Source organism: Sphingobium sp. FG125, assembly GCF_057809795.1.
Genome location: NZ_JBMDKQ010000015.1, coordinates 44,594 through 61,737, shown reverse-complemented (window position 1 = coordinate 61,737; position 17,144 = coordinate 44,594). Strand labels below are relative to the sequence as shown.

Below are 17,144 nucleotides of genomic sequence, written 5' to 3'. Positions count from 1 at the left end.
TCATCGAAAACGCCACTATCTGAAAGCAAGATAAGCCGTTTCTCTTGGCGGTCATCCGGGTTCATTCAGCGTTTCCCAGTCCGAGGGGTGTCGATCGCCACGATCGACGAAACAACAGAGGAACCTGATCATGCCGAATTCACCGATTTCGGCCGCGCCCCTGCGCGGCCTGACCTTGGCTGCCGTCAGCCTGTCCGCGCTTATCGGCGCGCAAGTCTTTGCCCAGACGGAAACGCAGATCGCCGCACGCATGGCGACCGTGACCCTGCCCGCCGACGCTGGCACGACCATGGCCGTCCCCGCCGAAGCCGCACCCGCAGCCATCCCCAACCTCACCCGCGACAATGGCGCGCCGATCGGGGCCAATCGCAACAGCAAGACGGCGGGCGACCTTGGCCCCGTCCTGCTGGAGGACACGACCCTCATCGAAAAGCTGTCGCGCTTCGACCGTGAGCGCATCCCGGAGCGTGTCGTCCACGCCCGCGGCACCGGCGCGCATGGCATGTTCCGCGCCACCGCCGACATTAGCGATCTGACCCGCGCCTCGCTCTTCACATCGGGCAAGGAAACCCCGGTATTCGTCCGCTTTTCCAGCGTCATCCACCCGTCAGGCAGCCCCGAAGGCCTGCGCGATCCGCGCGGCTTTGCCACCAAATTCTACACCGATCAGGGCAATTGGGATCTGGTCGGCAACAACCTGCCGGTCTTTTTCATCCGCGACGCCATGCAGTTCCCCGACATGGTGCATAGCCTCAAGCCCTCGCCCGTGACCAACAAGCAGGATCCCAATCGCTATTTCGACTTCTTCTCGAACACGCCTGAATCCACCAACATGCTGACCCAGCTTTATTCCAATCTGGGTACGCCATCCTCCTACCGCACGATGGACGGCAATGGCGTTCACGCCTTCAAGCTGGTGAACGCGCAGGGCAAGGTGACCTTTGCCAAGTTCCGCTGGATCAGCCGTCAGGGCGTCAAAAATCTGACTGCCAAGGAAGCCGGCGCGGCGCAGTTCAACTTCATGACCGACGATCTCTATCGCGAAGTCGGCAAGGGCAATGCCCCGATCTGGGACCTGATGATCCAGACCATGACGCCGGACCAGTTTGCCGGTCTCGACTATAACCCGTTCGACGATACCAAGGAATGGCTGAATGTCCCCTTCCGCAAGATCGGCGAAATGACATTGAACAAGATGCCCGCCAATTATTTCGAGTTCACCGAACAGTCGGCCTTTGCCCCCGCCAATATGGTGCCAGGTATCGAAGCCTCGCCCGACCGCATGTTGCAGGGCCGCCTGTTCAGCTATTCCGACACCCAGCGCTATCGCGTCGGCGCGAACGTCATGTCGTTGCCGGTCAACAAGCCGCTGGCACCGGTGGTGAATAATTATCAGGACGGGGTGATGGACGGGACGGGGTCGACCTCCAACGTCAATTATTTCCCCGCGACCGTCCAGAAGCAGGCGGCTGCGGAATTTGGCCAGTCCACCTATGACCTGAACGCCACGGTCGATGCCAAGCCGATCGAAAAGACCAATAATTTCGCGCAGGCGGGCATTTTCTACCGTTCGCTCTCGGCCAGGGACAAGGCGGACCTGATTGCCAACCTGGCGGGCGATCTGGGTCAGGTGACGTCCGACCGCACCCGCACGATCATGGTCAGCTACTTCTATCAGGCCGACAAGGATTATGGCACGCGGCTGGCCAAGGCGGTCAATGTGCCGATGGGCGAAGTAACCAAGGCCGTATCGGAATATGAAGCCGCCTACCCGCAACAGCGCATGACCGTGCGCTGATAACAACCATAAAAGCCCCTCCCCTTCAGGGGAGGGGTTGGGGTGGGGCCGCGCCGCCGGAGGCCACGCCTGAAAATCACCAAGGACATCCCCATGCTCTCCCTCCTCCTCGCCGCCACGCTTGCCGCCGCTTCCCCCGCGCCCGACGCTCTCCCCACGCCCGAACGCCGCCAGCAACTCCTGTTCGACGCCGCCCGCCTCGGCCGCACCGACATGATCGCCCCGCTGGTCACGGCTGGCGTGGACATCAACGCCACCGACGCGCGCGGCTTCACCCCGCTGATCCTGGCCGCCTATAATGGTCAGGCAGAGACGCTCGACGCGCTGATCGCGGCAGGCGCTGACCCCTGCAAGCCCGATGTATCACAGGGCAACACCGCGCAGATGGGCGTCGCGTTCAAGGGCAATGACGCCATCGCCGCCCGGCTGCTGACCGCCAGTTGTGACGTCAATGCCCGCAACAAGGCAGGCCAGACCGCGCTGATGATGGCCGCCCTGTTCGGCCGCAGCGCGCAGGTGACGATGCTGGTCAAGGCAGGCGCGGACCCGGCACTTGCCGATGCGTCAGGCCGCACCGCCAAAGCCGTGGCGCAGGGGCAGGGCAATGACGCCATGGTCGCGCAACTGGAAGGGCGCAAGTAAAGCCCATCTCCGTTCGTTTCGAGCGCAGTCGAGAAACCTGCGCGCCTTCCCCTTACGGCGCGCCCTCGTCCTGCTCACCCCCGCACCCTTTCAACACGCCGTCGCCAAAAGCCACCGCCACCCGGTCGCGCCACAGCGCGTCGCTCATCCCGTCGCTGCACGGTCCTTCGCTGATCGTCATGGCAAACCCGTCGCCGGAATAGCGAATCACGCGCTCCTCGACATGATGCGCCACGGCGAAGCGCACCGGCGGATGATCCGGTCGTTCCAGCGTTGCGGCGTTCCCGCGCACCGTCACCGCCCAAAAGGGTTCAGTGCCGATCGCCCGATAATCGGGTGTAGACTTGACTTGTGACGGGGCAGAGTGTGTTTCGCGTGAAACAGAAAGATTGTCATTTTTCAATGACTTATTCTGTTTGGCCGGCGCGGAGCCATTCACCGGCGGTGCACTATTCACCACCACTGGCGCGGCCTGACTGAACGACCCTGTATCATTGTCCAGCTCAGTGTCACAGCCAGCCAGCCCCGCGCCCATCAGCACGACGCCAGCCAGCCGCAAGCCCGTCACCTTAAACGTCCAGATTGGCGACGTTCAGCGCATTGTCCTGAATGAACTCGCGGCGCGGTTCGACGATTTCGCCCATCAGGCGGCTGAAAATCTCGTCGGCGACGTCCGCCTGCTCGACCTCGACCCGCAACATCGAGCGATTGTCCGGGTCGAGCGTGGTTTCCCACAGCTGTTCCGCGTTCATTTCGCCCAGCCCTTTGTAGCGCTGGATCGCCAGCCCCTTGCGCCCGGCGGCCAGGATCGCCGCCAGCAATTCGCTTGGCCGGGTCACCAGGGTCGAACCCTTGGCGGCGACCGCTGGCAACTCGTCCTCACCTGCTTCTTCCGCCGCCTGCGCCGCCTTGGCGCTCACCAGCCGCGATGGCGTCACATAGCTTTGCGATTCCTCGATCGCCAACGTGTGCAGCTTGCGCGCCTCGGCTGACCCGACAAAGCCATGTTCGATGACATGATGGTCGGTCACGCCGCGCCACAGCCGCTCGAAATGGAAGCCGCCTTCCTCTGCGATCCGGCCGGTCCATTTGCCTTCCGCATCCTGCGCGCCCATCCACGCAACCGCAGCGGCCAGACGGGTCGCCTGCTCGTCCTGCGACAATTCGGGGTCCAGCGCGCCGGTCAGGCTCAGCGCCTCGATGATCGTCGGGTCATAGCGACGCGGCACATAGCGCATCACCGCGCGCATCCGCCGTGCATGATCGACCAGGCTTTTGAGGTCATTGCCGGTTCGGCTGCCGCCCGGCCCTTCCAGCACCATCGATTCGACGCCATTGTCGACCAGATATTGCTCCAGCGCGGTGTCGTTCTTCAGGTAAAGTTCGCTCCGTCCCCGCGTCGCCTTGTACAGCGGCGGCTGGGCGATGAAGAGATGCCCGGCCTCGATGATCTGGGGCATCTGGCGGTAGAAGAAGGTCAACAGCAGCGTGCGGATATGCGCGCCATCGACGTCGGCGTCGGTCATGATGACGATCTTGTGGTAACGCAGCTTCTCGATGTTGAAATCGTCGCGAATGCCGGTGCCCATCGCCTGGATCAGCGTGCCGACCTCCTTGGAAGAGATCATCCGGTCGAACCGCGCGCGCTCGACGTTCAAAATCTTGCCCTTCAAGGGCAGGATCGCCTGATTATGCCGGTTGCGGCCCTGCTTGGCCGACCCGCCCGCCGAATCGCCTTCGACCAGGAACAGTTCGGACTTGGCCGGGTCGCGTTCCTGACAGTCGGCCAGCTTGCCGGGCAGGCTGGCAATGTCCAGCACGCCCTTGCGCCGGGTCAGTTCGCGCGCTTTCTTGGCCGCTTCCCGCGCGGCGGCGGCGTCGATCACCTTCTGGATGATCATCTTGCCATGCGCGGGATTTTCCTCCAGCCACTCGGCCATCTTGTCGGCCATCAGGCTTTCAAGCGGCTGGCGCACTTCGGAACTGACCAGCTTGTCCTTGGTCTGCGACGAGAATTTGGGGTCGGGCAGCTTGACCGATACGATCGCGGTCAACCCCTCGCGCATATCCTCGCCGGTCAGCGACACCTTCTCCTTCTTCAACATGCCCGACTTGTCGGCATAATTGTTGAGGGTCCGGGTCAGCGCCGCGCGGAACGCGGCCAGATGGGTGCCGCCGTCGCGCTGCGGGATGTTATTCGTGAAACACAGCACATTTTCATAATAGCTGTCATTCCATTCCAGCGCGACGTCGATGGTCACATCGTCGCGCGTGCCGGAAATGGCGATCGGCTCCGGCATCATCGCCGCCTTGTTGCGATCGAGATATTTGACGAAGGCCGCGATGCCGCCCTCATAATATAGCTCGACCGTCTTGCTTTCCTCATGCCGCGCGTCGGTCAGGAACAGGCGCACGCCGCTGTTGAGGAACGCCAGCTCGCGATAGCGATGCTCCAGCTTGTCGAAGTCATAGTCCGTCACATTCTTGAACGTGTCGGTGGAGAACATGAAGGTGACCTTGGTCCCCTTCTGCCCCGGTGCCGCCGGGCCCAGCACCTTCAATGGCGCTTCGGCGTCGCCGTTGCGGAACCGCATCCAATGTTCCTGGCCGTCGCGCCAGATGTTCAGCTCCAGCCAGTCGGACAGCGCGTTCACCACCGACACGCCCACGCCGTGCAGGCCGCCCGACACCTTATAGGCATTGTCGTCGCTGGTATTCTCGAACTTGCCGCCCGCGTGCAGCTGGGTCATGATGACCTCGGCCGCCGACACGCCTTCTTCGGTGTGGATGCCGGTCGGGATGCCCCGGCCATTGTCCATCACGCTGACGGAGCCATCGGGGTTCAGGGTGATGTCGATCCGGTCGCAATGCCCGGCCAGCGCCTCGTCGATCGCATTGTCGCTGACCTCGAACACCATATGGTGCAGGCCCGATCCGTCGTCGGTATCGCCAATATACATGCCGGGCCGCTTGCGCACGGCATCCAGCCCTTTCAGCACCTTGATGCTGTCCGCGCCATATTCGTTATTGTTCGGGCTATTCTGGGGTTCGTCGCTCATGCCGAGCATATAGGGAAAGCCTCGCTGAAACTAAAGCGAAACATGGTGCCTTCCCCCGCACGCCGGACCAGTCTATCCCCTGTGCCATGTCGCGCACCATCGCCCTGTTTTTCCTGCTCGCCGCCTGTTCCGACAGCCGGGAGGTGCTGGACGAATTGCCCAACAGTTCGCTGGCCGGTGCGCCCCGCGCCGAAGTCCCCGAAAGCCGCATGGACGCGCCGGTCGCCCGCACGGTAACGATTGGCGAGGATGGCCCGCGCATGGACGCCTGTGGCGGCATGGGGCAGGTGGCCCGCACGGGACCAAACGGCCTGCCGCTGCGCGCCGCCCCCTTTGGCGACGCGAAAATCCTGACCAGCCTCGCCGAGGGCGACCGCGCCTATATCTGCACCCGCAGCCTTGACCAGAAATGGCTGGGCGTGGTGCTGGCCCCCGCGCCCGCCGCCGACAACAGCACGGACGCCGCCGATTGCGGCGTCTCCTCACCGATCGACCGCAAGCAGCCCTATGACGGTCCCTGCGTCAGCGGCTGGGTGGCCAGCGCCTATGTCCGGCTGATCGCCGGCTAAATCCTAAACCCCGCCCAGAAAGTCGATCTTGCCGATCGGCACGCCCGCCTGACGCAGCAGCGCATAGGCCATGGTCAGGTGGAAATAGAAATTGGGCAGGGAAAAGGTCAGCACATGGCTGCTGCCGGTAAAGGGAATCTCGCCACCCGGCACCTTCAGCACCACGGCGGCATCCTCCCGCCCGTCAATCTTCTCGCGCGGCACCGCTTCCAGCAGCGCGATCGTCTTGGCGATGCGCGCCTGTAACTCGTCGAATGTCAGTTCCGTGTCCGCCATCGCCACCGGCTCCAGATCACCCAGCCGCGTCACCGTCCCCTTGGCGGTATCGCAGGCGAACTGCACCTGCGCGGTCAACGGCTTCATGTCCGCGATCAGCTGCGCGCCGGTCAGCGTCGCGGGGTCGATGCCCTTTTCGACTGCAAAAGCAGCCCCCTTGTCGAGCAACCCCGACAGCGCGTTCAGCCCGCGGATGAACATGGGAACAGTCAGATCGTATAATGCGGTCGCCATGGCTCGCGTCCCCCTCTTATTGGATGCCGGTGAACACCAGCTTCTGCACGCGCCGGCCGGTATTGACCTCGGTTGCATAGATATTGCCGTCGCTGTCGGTATCAATGCTGTGCAGCCAGGTAAATTGTCCTGCCTGCCGTCCGACCCGGCCAATCGCGCCCAGCACCTCATGCGTCTTGCGCAGCAAGATCCAGATGCGCCCGTTCATCATGTCCGCGACATAGAGATAGGTCTGGTCGGGATCGGGCGAAAAAGCGATGTCGGTGACCGTATGGGTGCCGCCCGTCTCGCCAGCGATCACGAGGTCGCGCACGAAGGTCAGGCCGCCATCCTTGCCCCGCCTGAACAGTTGCGCCCGATTATTGTTGCGATCGCAGACATAGACATGGCCGTCCCGTGTCGGCACCACGCAATGGACGATATCGGCGAAGGTCTGCGCCTTGGGATCGGCGATCTTGCCGGGATCGACGGCGTGGCTCTGGTCGAACGCGCCCTGCCGCGTTGGCGCAATCGGCGGCTTGGCATAGGCGCCCCAGCGCCCCTTATAGCCATTGGTCCGGGCATCATATCCGATCACCCGACGGTTCACATAACCATCCGAAATCAGGACCATGCCGTCGGAATGGTTGACGTCGGACGGGTTGCCCAGCTGGTCGGTCGCATCATTACCGCCGGTCTTGCCGCGCTGGCCGAAAGCCCTGATGAAAGTGCCATCGGCGCGATAATTCAGCACGACATGATCGTCCTTGCCATTGCCCCCGAACCAGATGGTGCCAGCGGCGTCGACAAAGATGCCGTGCAGGCTGGCTGGCCACTGGTTGACTCCATCGACGCTCGGCGCGCTGCCAGGCCCGCCCCAGCCGCCCCGATAGCGACCGTCGCTGCCAAAATGGACCACGGGCGGGGCTGGCTTGCAGCAGACCGCGATAGGCGGGCTTTGGGCCAGGCCCGTGTCCGTCGCCGTCAGGCTATGCGGGCGATGCACGACCCAGACCGAATCATCGGGCGCGACCGCCACCCCGCTCACCTGTCCCAGCAACAGATCGCCGGGCATATTGGGCCATGCCGCATCGACCTTGAACCGGGGCATTTTCGTACCCGCAGGCGCAACCTGCTCAAAAGCGAGCGGGGCAAGTGCGCTGTTATCGGTCGTGGCACTGGTCAATATCAGCAGGCAGGCGGCAATCAGGGGGCGCATCGGGACGGCTCCGGTGTCGGGGGTGGACCGGTCGATCATGCCCGGATGGCCGCTCCGGTCAATCTCCCTTCAGGCCAGCGCCGCACGCTCCGGCGCGTCGATGCGGAACCAGGGCAGGGCATGGTGGACGATCCAGCCAATGCTCATCGCGTAAAGAACCGTGCCTGCGCCCACCGTCCCGCCCAGCAGCCAGCCGATCGCCAGCACGGCCAACTCTATGCCTGTGCGAACCCATTTGACCGGCAGACCCGTGCGACGACACAATCCCGTCATCAGCCCGTCGCGCGGCCCCGGTCCCAGCCCCGCACCGATATAGGCACCCCCGGCAATCCCGTTCAGCACGATTCCCGCACCCAACCAGGCTGCGCGCATCGCAAATCCCTCCGGCGTCGGCAGCAGCATCAGCGACAGGTCCACTGCCGTGCCGATCACGACGATATTGGCCACCGTGCCAATGCCCGGCCGCTGGCGCAGCGGCCACCACAAAAGCAGCACGATCGCGCCGACCAGATTGACCGTCATGCCAAAACTTAAGGCCAGCCGGGGCGCCATCCCCTGATGCAGCACGTCCCACGGGTCGAGGCCCAGATTGGCGCGCAGCATCAGCGCCATGGAAAAACCATAGAGGCCAAGGCCCCAGAAAAGCTGGAAAAGGCGGTGGATCATCATGGGCAGGCTTCTTCGTCACAATTGGCCTTTTCCAAAAGGACCATTTGGACATAAATGGCTATGACCATCCGCAAATTGGATCAGATCATCATGTCCACTTCCTTCCTTCGCCCGCCCTCCCTGCTCCGCCTGCTCGGCGCATGGCGCGCGCAGGACAGCGCCCAGCCCGCCTATCGCCAACTGGCGCAGGCGCTGCGGATGCTGGTGCTGGACGGACGTGTCGGTCTTAACGTCCGCCTGCCGGGTGAGCGCGAACTGGCCGCCGCGCTTGGCCTGTCGCGCACGACGATCGCGGCGGCGTTCGACCGGCTGCGGGACGAGGGCTATCTGGAAAGTCGGCAGGGGTCGGGCAGCGTCACCCGCCTGCCGCCGGGCCGTGTCGAGCCGCCCCAGGCGGACATCGACATGATCACTGGCGGCAATCTGCTCAACTGGACCCATGCCGCCCTGCCCGCTGCGCCGGGCGTCGGTCGTGCCATGCAGGCCGCGGTCGAGGCGCTGCCCGCATATCTGGGCGATCTGGGCTATGATCCGCTTGGCCTGCCCGTGCTGCGCCGCGCCGTCGCCGCCCATTTCGACCGGCGTGGCTGCCCGACCGAGCCGGACCAGATCATCATCACCAATGGCGCGCAACAGGGCTTTTCGCTGCTGCTCCACTGGCTTGCAGGACCGGGGGATCGCGTCGTGATCGACCATCCGACCTATCATAACGCGATTCAGGCGTTGCAGCGCGCCCATGTCGTGCCGGTGCCGGTCGGCCTGCCGACCCATGGCTGGGATATCGACGCAATGGACGCCGCCTTCCGCCAGACCGCGCCGCGCTTTGCCTATCTGATCGCCGATTTCCACAACCCGACCGGGCGCAGCATGGACCCGGCGACTCGCCGCGCGCTGGTCGCTGCCGCCACCCGCAGCCACACCCCGTTGGTGATCGACGAAACCATGGTGGCGATGGGGCTGGACTTCGCCCCACCACCGCCGGTCGCGATCCATGATCCTTCGGGGCGGCAGGTCATCACCATGGGATCGGCGAGCAAGATATTCTGGGGCGGGCTTCGGGTGGGCTGGATTCGCGCCGATCCGCAGACGGTCGCGGCATTAGGTCGCCTGCGCACGACGATGGACATGGCGAGTCCCGTGGTCGAACAGTTGGCCGTCGCCCATCTGATCGACGCCGACGAAGGGCTGGGCGCGCGTGCCGATATGTTGCGCGGGCGGCGCGACCATCTGCTGGCGCTGCTCGAACAGCATCTGCCCCATTGGCGAGTCGAATCGCCCGCTGGCGGCCTCTCGCTCTGGGCCGAACTCCCCCGTGCGGAGGCGACCGCACTCGCGGCGCTGGCCGAAAGCCTGGGTGTTCGTGTCGCCGCCGGGCCGCGCTTTGGTGTCAGCGGCGCGTTTGAACGCTTCCTGCGCCTGCCCTTCACCCTGCCCGAAGCGCAACTCGCGACCGGCGTGGAACGGCTGGTCCAGGCCGACGCCCATCTTCACGCCCGCACCCCCAGGGCGCGCGATTCGCTGGCGCTTGCGCTGGAGGCGGACCGACTGATCTGACGGCGGGGCCTGTCAGGCGTCGATGCCGACAATCTGTTCGATGGTGGAAAAGCCGTCGCGCGCCATCAGCGCCTTGAGGCCGTGATTGATCCGCTTCGCCAGATACGGTCCCTCATAGACCAGCGCGCTGTAAAGCTGGACCAGCGATGCGCCCGCCCGGATGCGGGCATAGGCCTGTTCCGCATTGGCAATGCCGCCAACGCCGATCAGCGGCAGTCGTGCGCCCAGCAACCGTCGGAAATCACGCAGTTTCTGCAAGGACAGGTCGGTCAGCGGCGCGCCCGATAGCCCGCCGGTCTCGCCTGCATGAACCGACCGCAGCGTCGGGCGGGTGATGGTGGTGTTGGACACGATCAGGGCGTCGATCCGATGGTCGAGGCAGGCAGCGGCAATATCCTCCATATCCGCCGGCTCCAGATCGGGCGCGACCTTCAGGAAAATCGGTGTGGTCAGCTTGCCCCGCGCCGCCATCACCGCGCCCAGCAGTTCATCCAGCGCGCCGCGATCCTGCAACGCGCGCAGGCCCGGCGTGTTCGGGGAGGAGATATTGACGGTCAGATAGTCGGCCAGCGGGGCCATGACCTGCACGCCGGTAACATAATCGGCGATCCGGTCGGTCGCATCCTTGTTCGCGCCGATATTGATGCCGATGACCGGCCCTTCACCCACCGGACGGCGATAGCGCGCGATCCGGTCCGCCGCCGCGCCCTGCCCGCCATTGTTGAAGCCGAAACGGTTGATCACCGCCTTGTCCTCGACCAGCCGGAACAGCCGGGGGGTAGGGTTACCCGGCTGGGCCAGCGGGGTCAGCGTCCCCAGCTCGGCAAAGCCAAAGCCCAGGCCATGCATCTTGTGCGCGACTCGGCCTTCCTTGTCATAGCCTGCCGCCAGACCGACCGGATTGGGGAAGGGGATCCCCGCGATCTTGCTCGCCAGCATCGGGTCCGGCCTCAGCGGGCCGGGAGTCGGCATCAGGCGCAGCGCGGCGATCGACAGATTATGGGCGCGCTCGGCATCAAGGGCGAACAGCAGCGGGCGGATCAGACGGTAGGGCATGGCCGCGCTATGCCAGCGGCAGGGCTATCCGTCGAGTCGCTGTTGCAGCATAGCCACAGCCCCTTCCTAACGTCATTTCATAACAGGAAACGTCATGATTGAGATCGTTTTCGGCTGAAAAATGTCCGATCCGTCCAATAATATTGCCGCGATTCGGGGGTAAAGCGTCCCTGCGACCCGAAGGCTCTTAGGCTTCCAGCCGATGAGACCTTTTACTGGCCCGGCAATGCAAATTGCCGGGCCATTTTTTTGTGCAGTGCGACACAAGCGAACAAAAGTTACAGTTTATTATCCATCCCGCTTGCGCGCGCACGATGTTGGCGCATAGTAAATCCCAACTGGGGTAAGAATATGGGGTCGCATCACATCGACAGGACCGGGGGCTGTGTCGCTCTGCCGGACGAACGCGGGCCGCTATCCTATACCGTGGCCGCCGCGCAGGGGCCTGTGCGGCTGCGCTACTTTGCGCCACCTGAACATTTGCGCGCCTATTTCGGCTCTCTTTATTTGTTCACTGTATCGGCCGACCATTATGCCGACGTAACCCGTGCCGACGTGCCGCAACTGCGCTTCATGCTCGATGGCGGGGGCCAATATCATTTTCAGGACGGCGTGGCGATGACGACGCCCGACGTCTGCCTGCTGGGGCCGACCATGGGTGCGACCCGGTTTGAACTGGACCGGCCCGCGCGGGTCGTGGGCATTTCGCTGCTGCCCGCCGGCTGGCTGGCGCTGCATGGCAGTGATACCAGCCTGCTCGCGGACCGATTGTGCGATCTGGCGGCGGAACGGGGTGATGCCTATGCGCGCTTGCTCCACGACCTGCGCGCGCTGAATGATGATCAGGCGGATGCGATGGCCGCTCTGTGCTGGGCGCAACTGGGGACGATGATCAAGCCGCCGCGCCAGGCGACCTGGGCGCTGCTCCATGCCGTCGACGCCTGGCTGATGGACGAAGGATCGCCGCGGATCGAGATATTGGCGGAAACCACCGGCCTGTCGCCGCGCCAGCTCGCCCGGCTGACCAACAAATATTATGGCGCGCCGCCCAAGCTGCTGGCGCGCAAATATCGGGCGCTACGCTGTTCGGCCAAGATCGCGCTCGACCGGGAAAGCTGGCAACTCTTGTGCGACGAGGCGGGTTTTTACGATCAGTCGCACTTCATCCGCGAGATCAAGCATTTCATCGGCCTGACCCCGCACCAGTTGCAGACCGAACCGTCCGCCGTGGCGCAACTGACCTTGCTGCGCCGGTCGCTGGGCGCAGATGTCGCGACGCTCAACCGGTTGAGCTGAGTTTCCCCAAAAAAGCCTTGATAAATGGCGCGCGGGGGACCAAATGCCCAATCAGACGAATATGGTCTGATTTGAGAATGGTTCGCAACGCGCATGAAATTGTCCAGCTTCGCTGACTATGCCGTGGTCCTGATGTCGGCCACCGCGCGCCATTGCGGCCATGCGAAACTGAACGCCACGATGCTCAGTGCGGAAACTGGCATTCCGTTGCCGACCGCGCAAAAGCTGGTGAGCCGCCTGTCCGCCGCGGGCCTCCTCGAATCGAGTCGCGGCACCGGCGGCGGTGTGCGCCTGTCGCGCCCGCCCGCCACGATCACGCTGGCCGATGTGGTGGAGGCGGTCGAGGGACCGATCGCCATGACCGCCTGTGCCGACACCGGCGCGCATGACTGCACGCTGGAGCAGGACTGCCGCATCCGCCCGCACATGAATGTGGCGAACATGGCGATCCGTTCGGCGCTGGCCGGGGTGACGATCGCGAGTTTGACGAGAGAATTGGCATGACCGAAGTAACCACCAGAGAAGCCCGCAATGCCGAGGCACAGGAGGCCGCCGACCGCGCGTCCACCTATGAACATGGCTGGGCGTCGGACATTGAGCAGGATTTCGCGCCAAAGGGGCTGAACGAGGATACGGTCCGCTTCATTTCGGCCAAGAAAAACGAGCCGCAATGGCTGCTCGACTGGCGCTTGAAGGCGTTTGCGATGTGGCAGACGATGACGCCGCCCGACTGGGCGAAGCTCAATGTCCCGCCGATCGACTATCAGGACGCCTATTATTACGCCGAGCCGAAGAAGAAGGTGGAGCTGGACAGCCTGGACGAGGTCGACCCGGAAATCCTCGCCACCTACAAGAAACTCGGCATACCGATCGCCGAGCAGGAGATGCTGGCCGGCGTCAAGGGCAGCCGCCGTATCGCCGTCGATGCTGTGTTCGACTCGGTGTCCGTCGCCACCACCTTCCGCAAGGAGCTGGAGGAAGCCGGCGTCATCTTCCGCTCGATCAGCGAAGCGGTGCGCGAATATCCCGATCTGGTGAAGAAGTGGATGGGCAAGATCGTGCCGATGCACGACAACTACTTCGCCACGCTGAACTGCGCAGTCTTTTCCGACGGCACCTTCGTCTACATCCCCAAGGGCGTCCGCTGCCCGATGGAACTCAGCACCTATTTCCGCATCAACGCGGAAAATACCGGGCAATTCGAACGCACCCTGATCGTCGCGGACGAGGGCAGCTACGTCTCCTATCTCGAAGGTTGCACCGCGCCGATGCGCGACGAAAATCAGCTGCACGCCGCCGTCGTGGAACTGGTCGCGCTGGACGATGCGGAGATCAAATATTCCACCGTCCAAAACTGGTATCCGGGCGACGCGGACGGGAAGGGTGGCATCTATAATTTCGTGACCAAGCGCGCCTTGTGCCAGGGCAAGAACAGCAAAGTCAGCTGGACCCAGGTCGAAACCGGGTCCGCCATCACCTGGAAATATCCAAGCTGTGTGCTGAACGGCGAAAACAGCGTCGGCGAATTCTACTCGGTCGCGCTGACCAACAATATGCAGCAGGCCGACACCGGCACCAAGATGATCCACAACGGCAAGGGATCGCGGTCGACCATCGTGTCGAAGGGGATCAGCGCAGGCCGCAGCAACAACACCTATCGCGGCCTCGTCCGCGTCGCGCCGGGCGCGGAGGGCGTGCGCAACTTCACCCAGTGCGACAGCCTGCTGCTGGGCGACCAGTGCGGCGCGCATACCGTTCCCTATATCGAGGTGCGCAACCCGTCCGCGCAGATCGAACATGAAGCGACCACCAGCAAGATCAGCGACGACCAGCTTTTTTACGCCATGCAGCGCGGCCTCGACCAGGAAAGCGCCGTCGGCCTGATCGTCAACGGCTTCGCCCGCGAAGTGCTGCAACAACTGCCGATGGAATTTGCGGTCGAAGCGCAGAAATTGCTGGGCATTTCGCTGGAAGGCAGCGTGGGCTAGTGGGTCACCAGACCGACCTTAACGACTGGGCAATCCAGATAGACTCCCCTCCCCTTCAGGGGAGGGGCCGGGGGTGGGGCGTCTCGGCCGGGCGGCTCGATTCGATGGCAACATACGCCCGCACCAATCGTTGCAATCCGACCGAACCAGAAGCCAGGTTGTGGAGCATTCTCGCCCGTTCGCAGCTTGGAGGCTATAAATTCCGTCGCCAGGCCGTGATCGGCAACGCCATCGCTGATTTTCTGTGCCCGCGCAAAGCGCTGGTCGTGGAAGTTGACGGCCACACTCACGGCAATCAAACGGCTGACGCGCGGCGCACTGATCAGTTGGAAAGGCTTGGCTATCACGTCTTTCGGGTCACGAATGATGACGTGATGCGCAATCTGAAAGGGGTGGGACAAGCGCTGCTCGATTGTCTCGAAAGCCTCCCCGATCGGCGCACGCCCCACCCCAACCCCTCCCCTGAAGGGGAGGGGCTTTCTGAGATCAACGAAAAGACGAGTGACTAGATGAGCGACGAAGACGACATACAGGATGCCCTCGCGGATTTCGCGGAGGATGTTGGTAATGGCCAGTCATGGACCGCCGCGATCCGTATCCTGACCGAGGATTATGAGCTGGAAGAGGGCGAGCTGGAACCCCGCGCGCGCGCCGATTTCGGCGATCTTGACGCGTTCGAGGCGCAGAGCCGCGACGCCCTGCAAAAATCCGACGCCGCGATGACCGAGAAACTGCGCAAGGACAAGGCGTTCCACAAGGCAAAAGCCCCCAACCTCGCCCGCATGGGTCCGGTCAGCGAATTCGTCGTCGCGCTGCTCGAAAAGGGACCGCCGGAGGGGGAAGCCGACTGGTGGCCCTATATGCCGATCAAGCGCCATATCGACACGCTGTTCCCGGCCCCCGGCGATGTGCGCGACATGGCCTTCTGGACCGCCCGCACGCTCCAGCGTGCGCACGAAAATTGAAGCAGGCGTCGCCCTTCATCCTCCCCTTTAAGGGGAGGTGGCTGGCCGAAGGCCAGACGGAGGGGTGTCACCCTCACGATGGGGCGACACCCCTCCACCATCGCTACGCGATGGTCCCCCTCCCCTTAAAGGGGAGGATTTTGAGAATTGCACTGCCGGGAATGATCCATGCTTGATATCGACACGCTCACCAACGAAATTGACGGCAAGGCGATCCTGAAAGGCCTGTCGCTCCAGATTAACGCGGGGGAAATCCACGCGATCATGGGGCCGAACGGCGCGGGTAAATCGACGCTGGCCTATACGCTGGGCGGGCGACCGGGTTATGAGGTGACCGGCGGCACCGCGACGTTCGACGGCGCCGACCTGTTCGATCTGGACCCGCATGAACGCGCCGCCGCTGGACTATTTCTGGGCTTTCAATATCCGGTCGAAATCCCCGGCGTGTCCAACCTCCAATTCCTGCGCGAAAGCCTCAACAGCCAGAAGCGCGCGCGCGGGGAAAAGGAACTGAATGGCGGCGAATTCATCCGCCTCGCCAAGGAAAAGGCCGCTTTGCTCGGCCTCGACATGGACATGCTCAAACGCCCGGTGAATGTCGGCTTTTCGGGCGGCGAAAAGAAGCGCGCCGAAATGGTGCAGATGGGCATTCTTGATCCCAAGCTTGCGATCCTCGACGAAACCGACTCCGGCCTCGACATCGACGCGCTCAAGATTGTCGGCGCGGGCATCAACGCGATCATGCGCAAGCCTGACAAGGCCGTGCTGCTCATCACCCATTATCAGCGGCTGCTCGACTATGTGAAGCCGGACTATGTCCATGTGCTGGCGGGTGGACGGATCGTGAAGTCGGGCGGCCCGGAACTGGCGCTGGAGCTGGAACGTGAGGGGTATGCCGAGGTGGTCGGATAACGCAATCTCTGTCCTATCGCGGCAAAATATGGAATAATATAATTCAATTACAATGACTTATACAAATAATACCGCGCATATGGGCGAATTTGAACTAGTTTGAACCGCAAGGCATTGAAAACAAAGCGATGAGCATGTTGGACCTACCTACAAGCAGCGACGAAAGCTGGCGTTATAGCGACTTTTCAGCGCTCCAGAGCGTCTGGCCGCTGCCCGCGCCGGTGCGAATCGACGTGGCGGCAGGCGACGGCGCGCACCATCATCTGTTGCAGGACGCTGCTGATGGCGTGGCGGCGGTGCATGATTATGTCGTGACCGTGGGCGATGGCGCGCGCTGCGATTTTCATGTGCTGAACATTGGCGGCAAGCTGGGCCGGGTGACGATCCACGTCACGCTCGGCAAGGGCAGCCATTTCGAGCTGGGCGGTGCCATATTGGGCAGCGGCGATCAGGTGCTGGAAATCGTCACCAGCGTCACCCATGCGCAGCCCGACGCGACCAGCGGCCAGACCATCCGCTCCATCCTGTCGCAACGCGCGACCGGCAGCTATCTGGGCAAGATTGCGGTCGCCCGCGACGCGCAGCGCACCGACGCCTTCCAGTCGGTCAAAGCCATGCTGCTGGACCGCACCGCGACCGCCAACGCCAAGCCGGAACTGGAAATCTACGCCGACGACGTGAAATGCGCCCATGGCGCGACCGTGGGCGAACTCGACAAGGCGGCGCTTTTCTACATGGCCTCTCGCGGCATGGACCCGGCAACCGCCAAAACGCTGCTGCTGCGCTCCTTCGTGGCGGGCGTGTTCGATAGCGTAGCGGACGAAGCCGTGCGCGAAATGCTCGAAGCCGCCGCCATCGCCAAGCTGGAGGCGCTGGTATGAGTGACAACAAAATAAGCCCCTCCCTTTCAAGGGAGGGGGAAGGGGTG

17 protein-coding genes are annotated in these 17,144 nt (G+C 63.4%); 11 read left to right on the top strand and 6 right to left on the bottom strand.

The genetic code is table 11. From position 1 onward, the window contains the following. The first annotated feature begins 130 nt into the window (after nucleotides 1-130). Nucleotides 131-1,798, top strand: a complete 1,668-nt coding sequence (locus ACODSR_RS14675) for a catalase (protein WP_489077408.1) — start codon at nucleotides 131-133, stop codon at nucleotides 1,796-1,798. A 93-nt stretch (nucleotides 1,799-1,891) separates the two neighbouring features. Next, entirely contained in the window at nucleotides 1,892-2,440 is a 549-nt protein-coding gene (locus tag ACODSR_RS14670; RefSeq protein WP_489077407.1) for an ankyrin repeat domain-containing protein, read from the top strand. 52 nt (nucleotides 2,441-2,492) lie between these two features. Here ACODSR_RS14670 and ACODSR_RS14665 read toward each other — a convergent pair whose 3' ends face one another. Then, nucleotides 2,493-3,008: a COG3650 family protein gene (locus tag ACODSR_RS14665; RefSeq protein ID WP_489077406.1), complete on the bottom strand. Its 516-nt coding sequence runs from the start codon at nucleotides 3,006-3,008 to the stop codon at nucleotides 2,493-2,495. A gap of 1 nt (nucleotide 3,009) precedes the next feature. Next, entirely contained in the window at nucleotides 3,010-5,499 is a 2,490-nt protein-coding gene (gyrB, locus tag ACODSR_RS14660; protein WP_489077405.1) for a DNA topoisomerase (ATP-hydrolyzing) subunit B, read from the bottom strand. Between the two features lie 86 nt (nucleotides 5,500-5,585). Between gyrB and ACODSR_RS14655 the strand changes: the two genes are divergently transcribed. Next, on the top strand, nucleotides 5,586-6,068 hold the full coding sequence (locus ACODSR_RS14655) for a hypothetical protein (RefSeq protein WP_489077404.1): 483 nt from the start codon (nucleotides 5,586-5,588) through the stop codon (nucleotides 6,066-6,068). A gap of 3 nt (nucleotides 6,069-6,071) precedes the next feature. Here ACODSR_RS14655 and ACODSR_RS14650 read toward each other — a convergent pair whose 3' ends face one another. The 3 genes from ACODSR_RS14650 to yczE all read right to left on the bottom strand — a co-directional run bounded on the left by ACODSR_RS14650 (nucleotide 6,072) and on the right by yczE (nucleotide 8,445). Then, complete coding sequence (locus tag ACODSR_RS14650) at nucleotides 6,072-6,578, bottom strand: DUF1993 domain-containing protein (RefSeq protein ID WP_489077403.1); 507 nt, start codon at nucleotides 6,576-6,578, stop codon at nucleotides 6,072-6,074. A 16-nt stretch (nucleotides 6,579-6,594) separates the two neighbouring features. Next, nucleotides 6,595-7,776 (bottom strand): NHL repeat-containing protein, encoded by a 1,182-nt coding sequence (locus tag ACODSR_RS14645; RefSeq protein ID WP_489077443.1) that lies wholly within the window; start codon nucleotides 7,774-7,776, stop codon nucleotides 6,595-6,597. A 69-nt stretch (nucleotides 7,777-7,845) separates the two neighbouring features. Beyond that, complete coding sequence (yczE, locus tag ACODSR_RS14640; RefSeq protein ID WP_489077402.1) at nucleotides 7,846-8,445, bottom strand: membrane protein YczE; 600 nt, start codon at nucleotides 8,443-8,445, stop codon at nucleotides 7,846-7,848. Nucleotides 8,446-8,535: 90 nt separating this feature from the next. Here yczE and yczR point away from each other — a divergent pair, with 90 nt between their 5' ends. Then, the gene (yczR, locus tag ACODSR_RS14635; RefSeq protein ID WP_489077401.1) at nucleotides 8,536-9,999 is read left to right on the top strand and encodes a MocR-like transcription factor YczR; all 1,464 of its coding nucleotides are present in this window, start codon (nucleotides 8,536-8,538) and stop codon (nucleotides 9,997-9,999) included. 12 nt (nucleotides 10,000-10,011) lie between these two features. Here the strand turns inward: yczR and ACODSR_RS14630 are convergent, their stop codons facing one another. Beyond that, nucleotides 10,012-11,055: a quinone-dependent dihydroorotate dehydrogenase gene (locus tag ACODSR_RS14630; RefSeq protein ID WP_489077400.1), complete on the bottom strand. Its 1,044-nt coding sequence runs from the start codon at nucleotides 11,053-11,055 to the stop codon at nucleotides 10,012-10,014. Nucleotides 11,056-11,406: 351 nt separating this feature from the next. Between ACODSR_RS14630 and ACODSR_RS14625 the strand changes: the two genes are divergently transcribed. The 7 genes from ACODSR_RS14625 (at nucleotide 11,407) to ACODSR_RS14595 (ending at nucleotide 17,097) form a co-directional block, all read left to right on the top strand. Then, the gene (locus ACODSR_RS14625) at nucleotides 11,407-12,351 is read left to right on the top strand and encodes a helix-turn-helix domain-containing protein (protein WP_489077399.1); all 945 of its coding nucleotides are present in this window, start codon (nucleotides 11,407-11,409) and stop codon (nucleotides 12,349-12,351) included. A 93-nt stretch (nucleotides 12,352-12,444) separates the two neighbouring features. Further along, a complete protein-coding gene (locus ACODSR_RS14620; RefSeq protein WP_489077398.1) occupies nucleotides 12,445-12,855 on the top strand; it encodes an RrF2 family transcriptional regulator in 411 nt (136 codons plus the stop codon). Further along, complete coding sequence (gene sufB / locus ACODSR_RS14615) at nucleotides 12,852-14,339, top strand: Fe-S cluster assembly protein SufB (protein ID WP_489077397.1); 1,488 nt, start codon at nucleotides 12,852-12,854, stop codon at nucleotides 14,337-14,339. Before ACODSR_RS14620 ends, sufB begins: the two co-directional genes overlap by 4 nt. A 104-nt stretch (nucleotides 14,340-14,443) precedes the next feature. After that, the gene (locus ACODSR_RS14610; RefSeq protein WP_489077396.1) at nucleotides 14,444-14,848 is read left to right on the top strand and encodes an endonuclease domain-containing protein; all 405 of its coding nucleotides are present in this window, start codon (nucleotides 14,444-14,446) and stop codon (nucleotides 14,846-14,848) included. Beyond that, entirely contained in the window at nucleotides 14,849-15,304 is a 456-nt protein-coding gene (locus ACODSR_RS14605) for a hypothetical protein (protein ID WP_489077395.1), read from the top strand. It begins immediately after the preceding gene. A gap of 168 nt (nucleotides 15,305-15,472) precedes the next feature. Continuing rightward, nucleotides 15,473-16,216: a Fe-S cluster assembly ATPase SufC gene (gene sufC / locus ACODSR_RS14600; RefSeq protein WP_489077394.1), complete on the top strand. Its 744-nt coding sequence runs from the start codon at nucleotides 15,473-15,475 to the stop codon at nucleotides 16,214-16,216. A gap of 128 nt (nucleotides 16,217-16,344) precedes the next feature. Beyond that, a complete protein-coding gene (locus ACODSR_RS14595; protein ID WP_489077393.1) occupies nucleotides 16,345-17,097 on the top strand; it encodes a SufD family Fe-S cluster assembly protein in 753 nt (250 codons plus the stop codon). Nucleotides 17,098-17,144 lie beyond the last annotated feature (47 nt).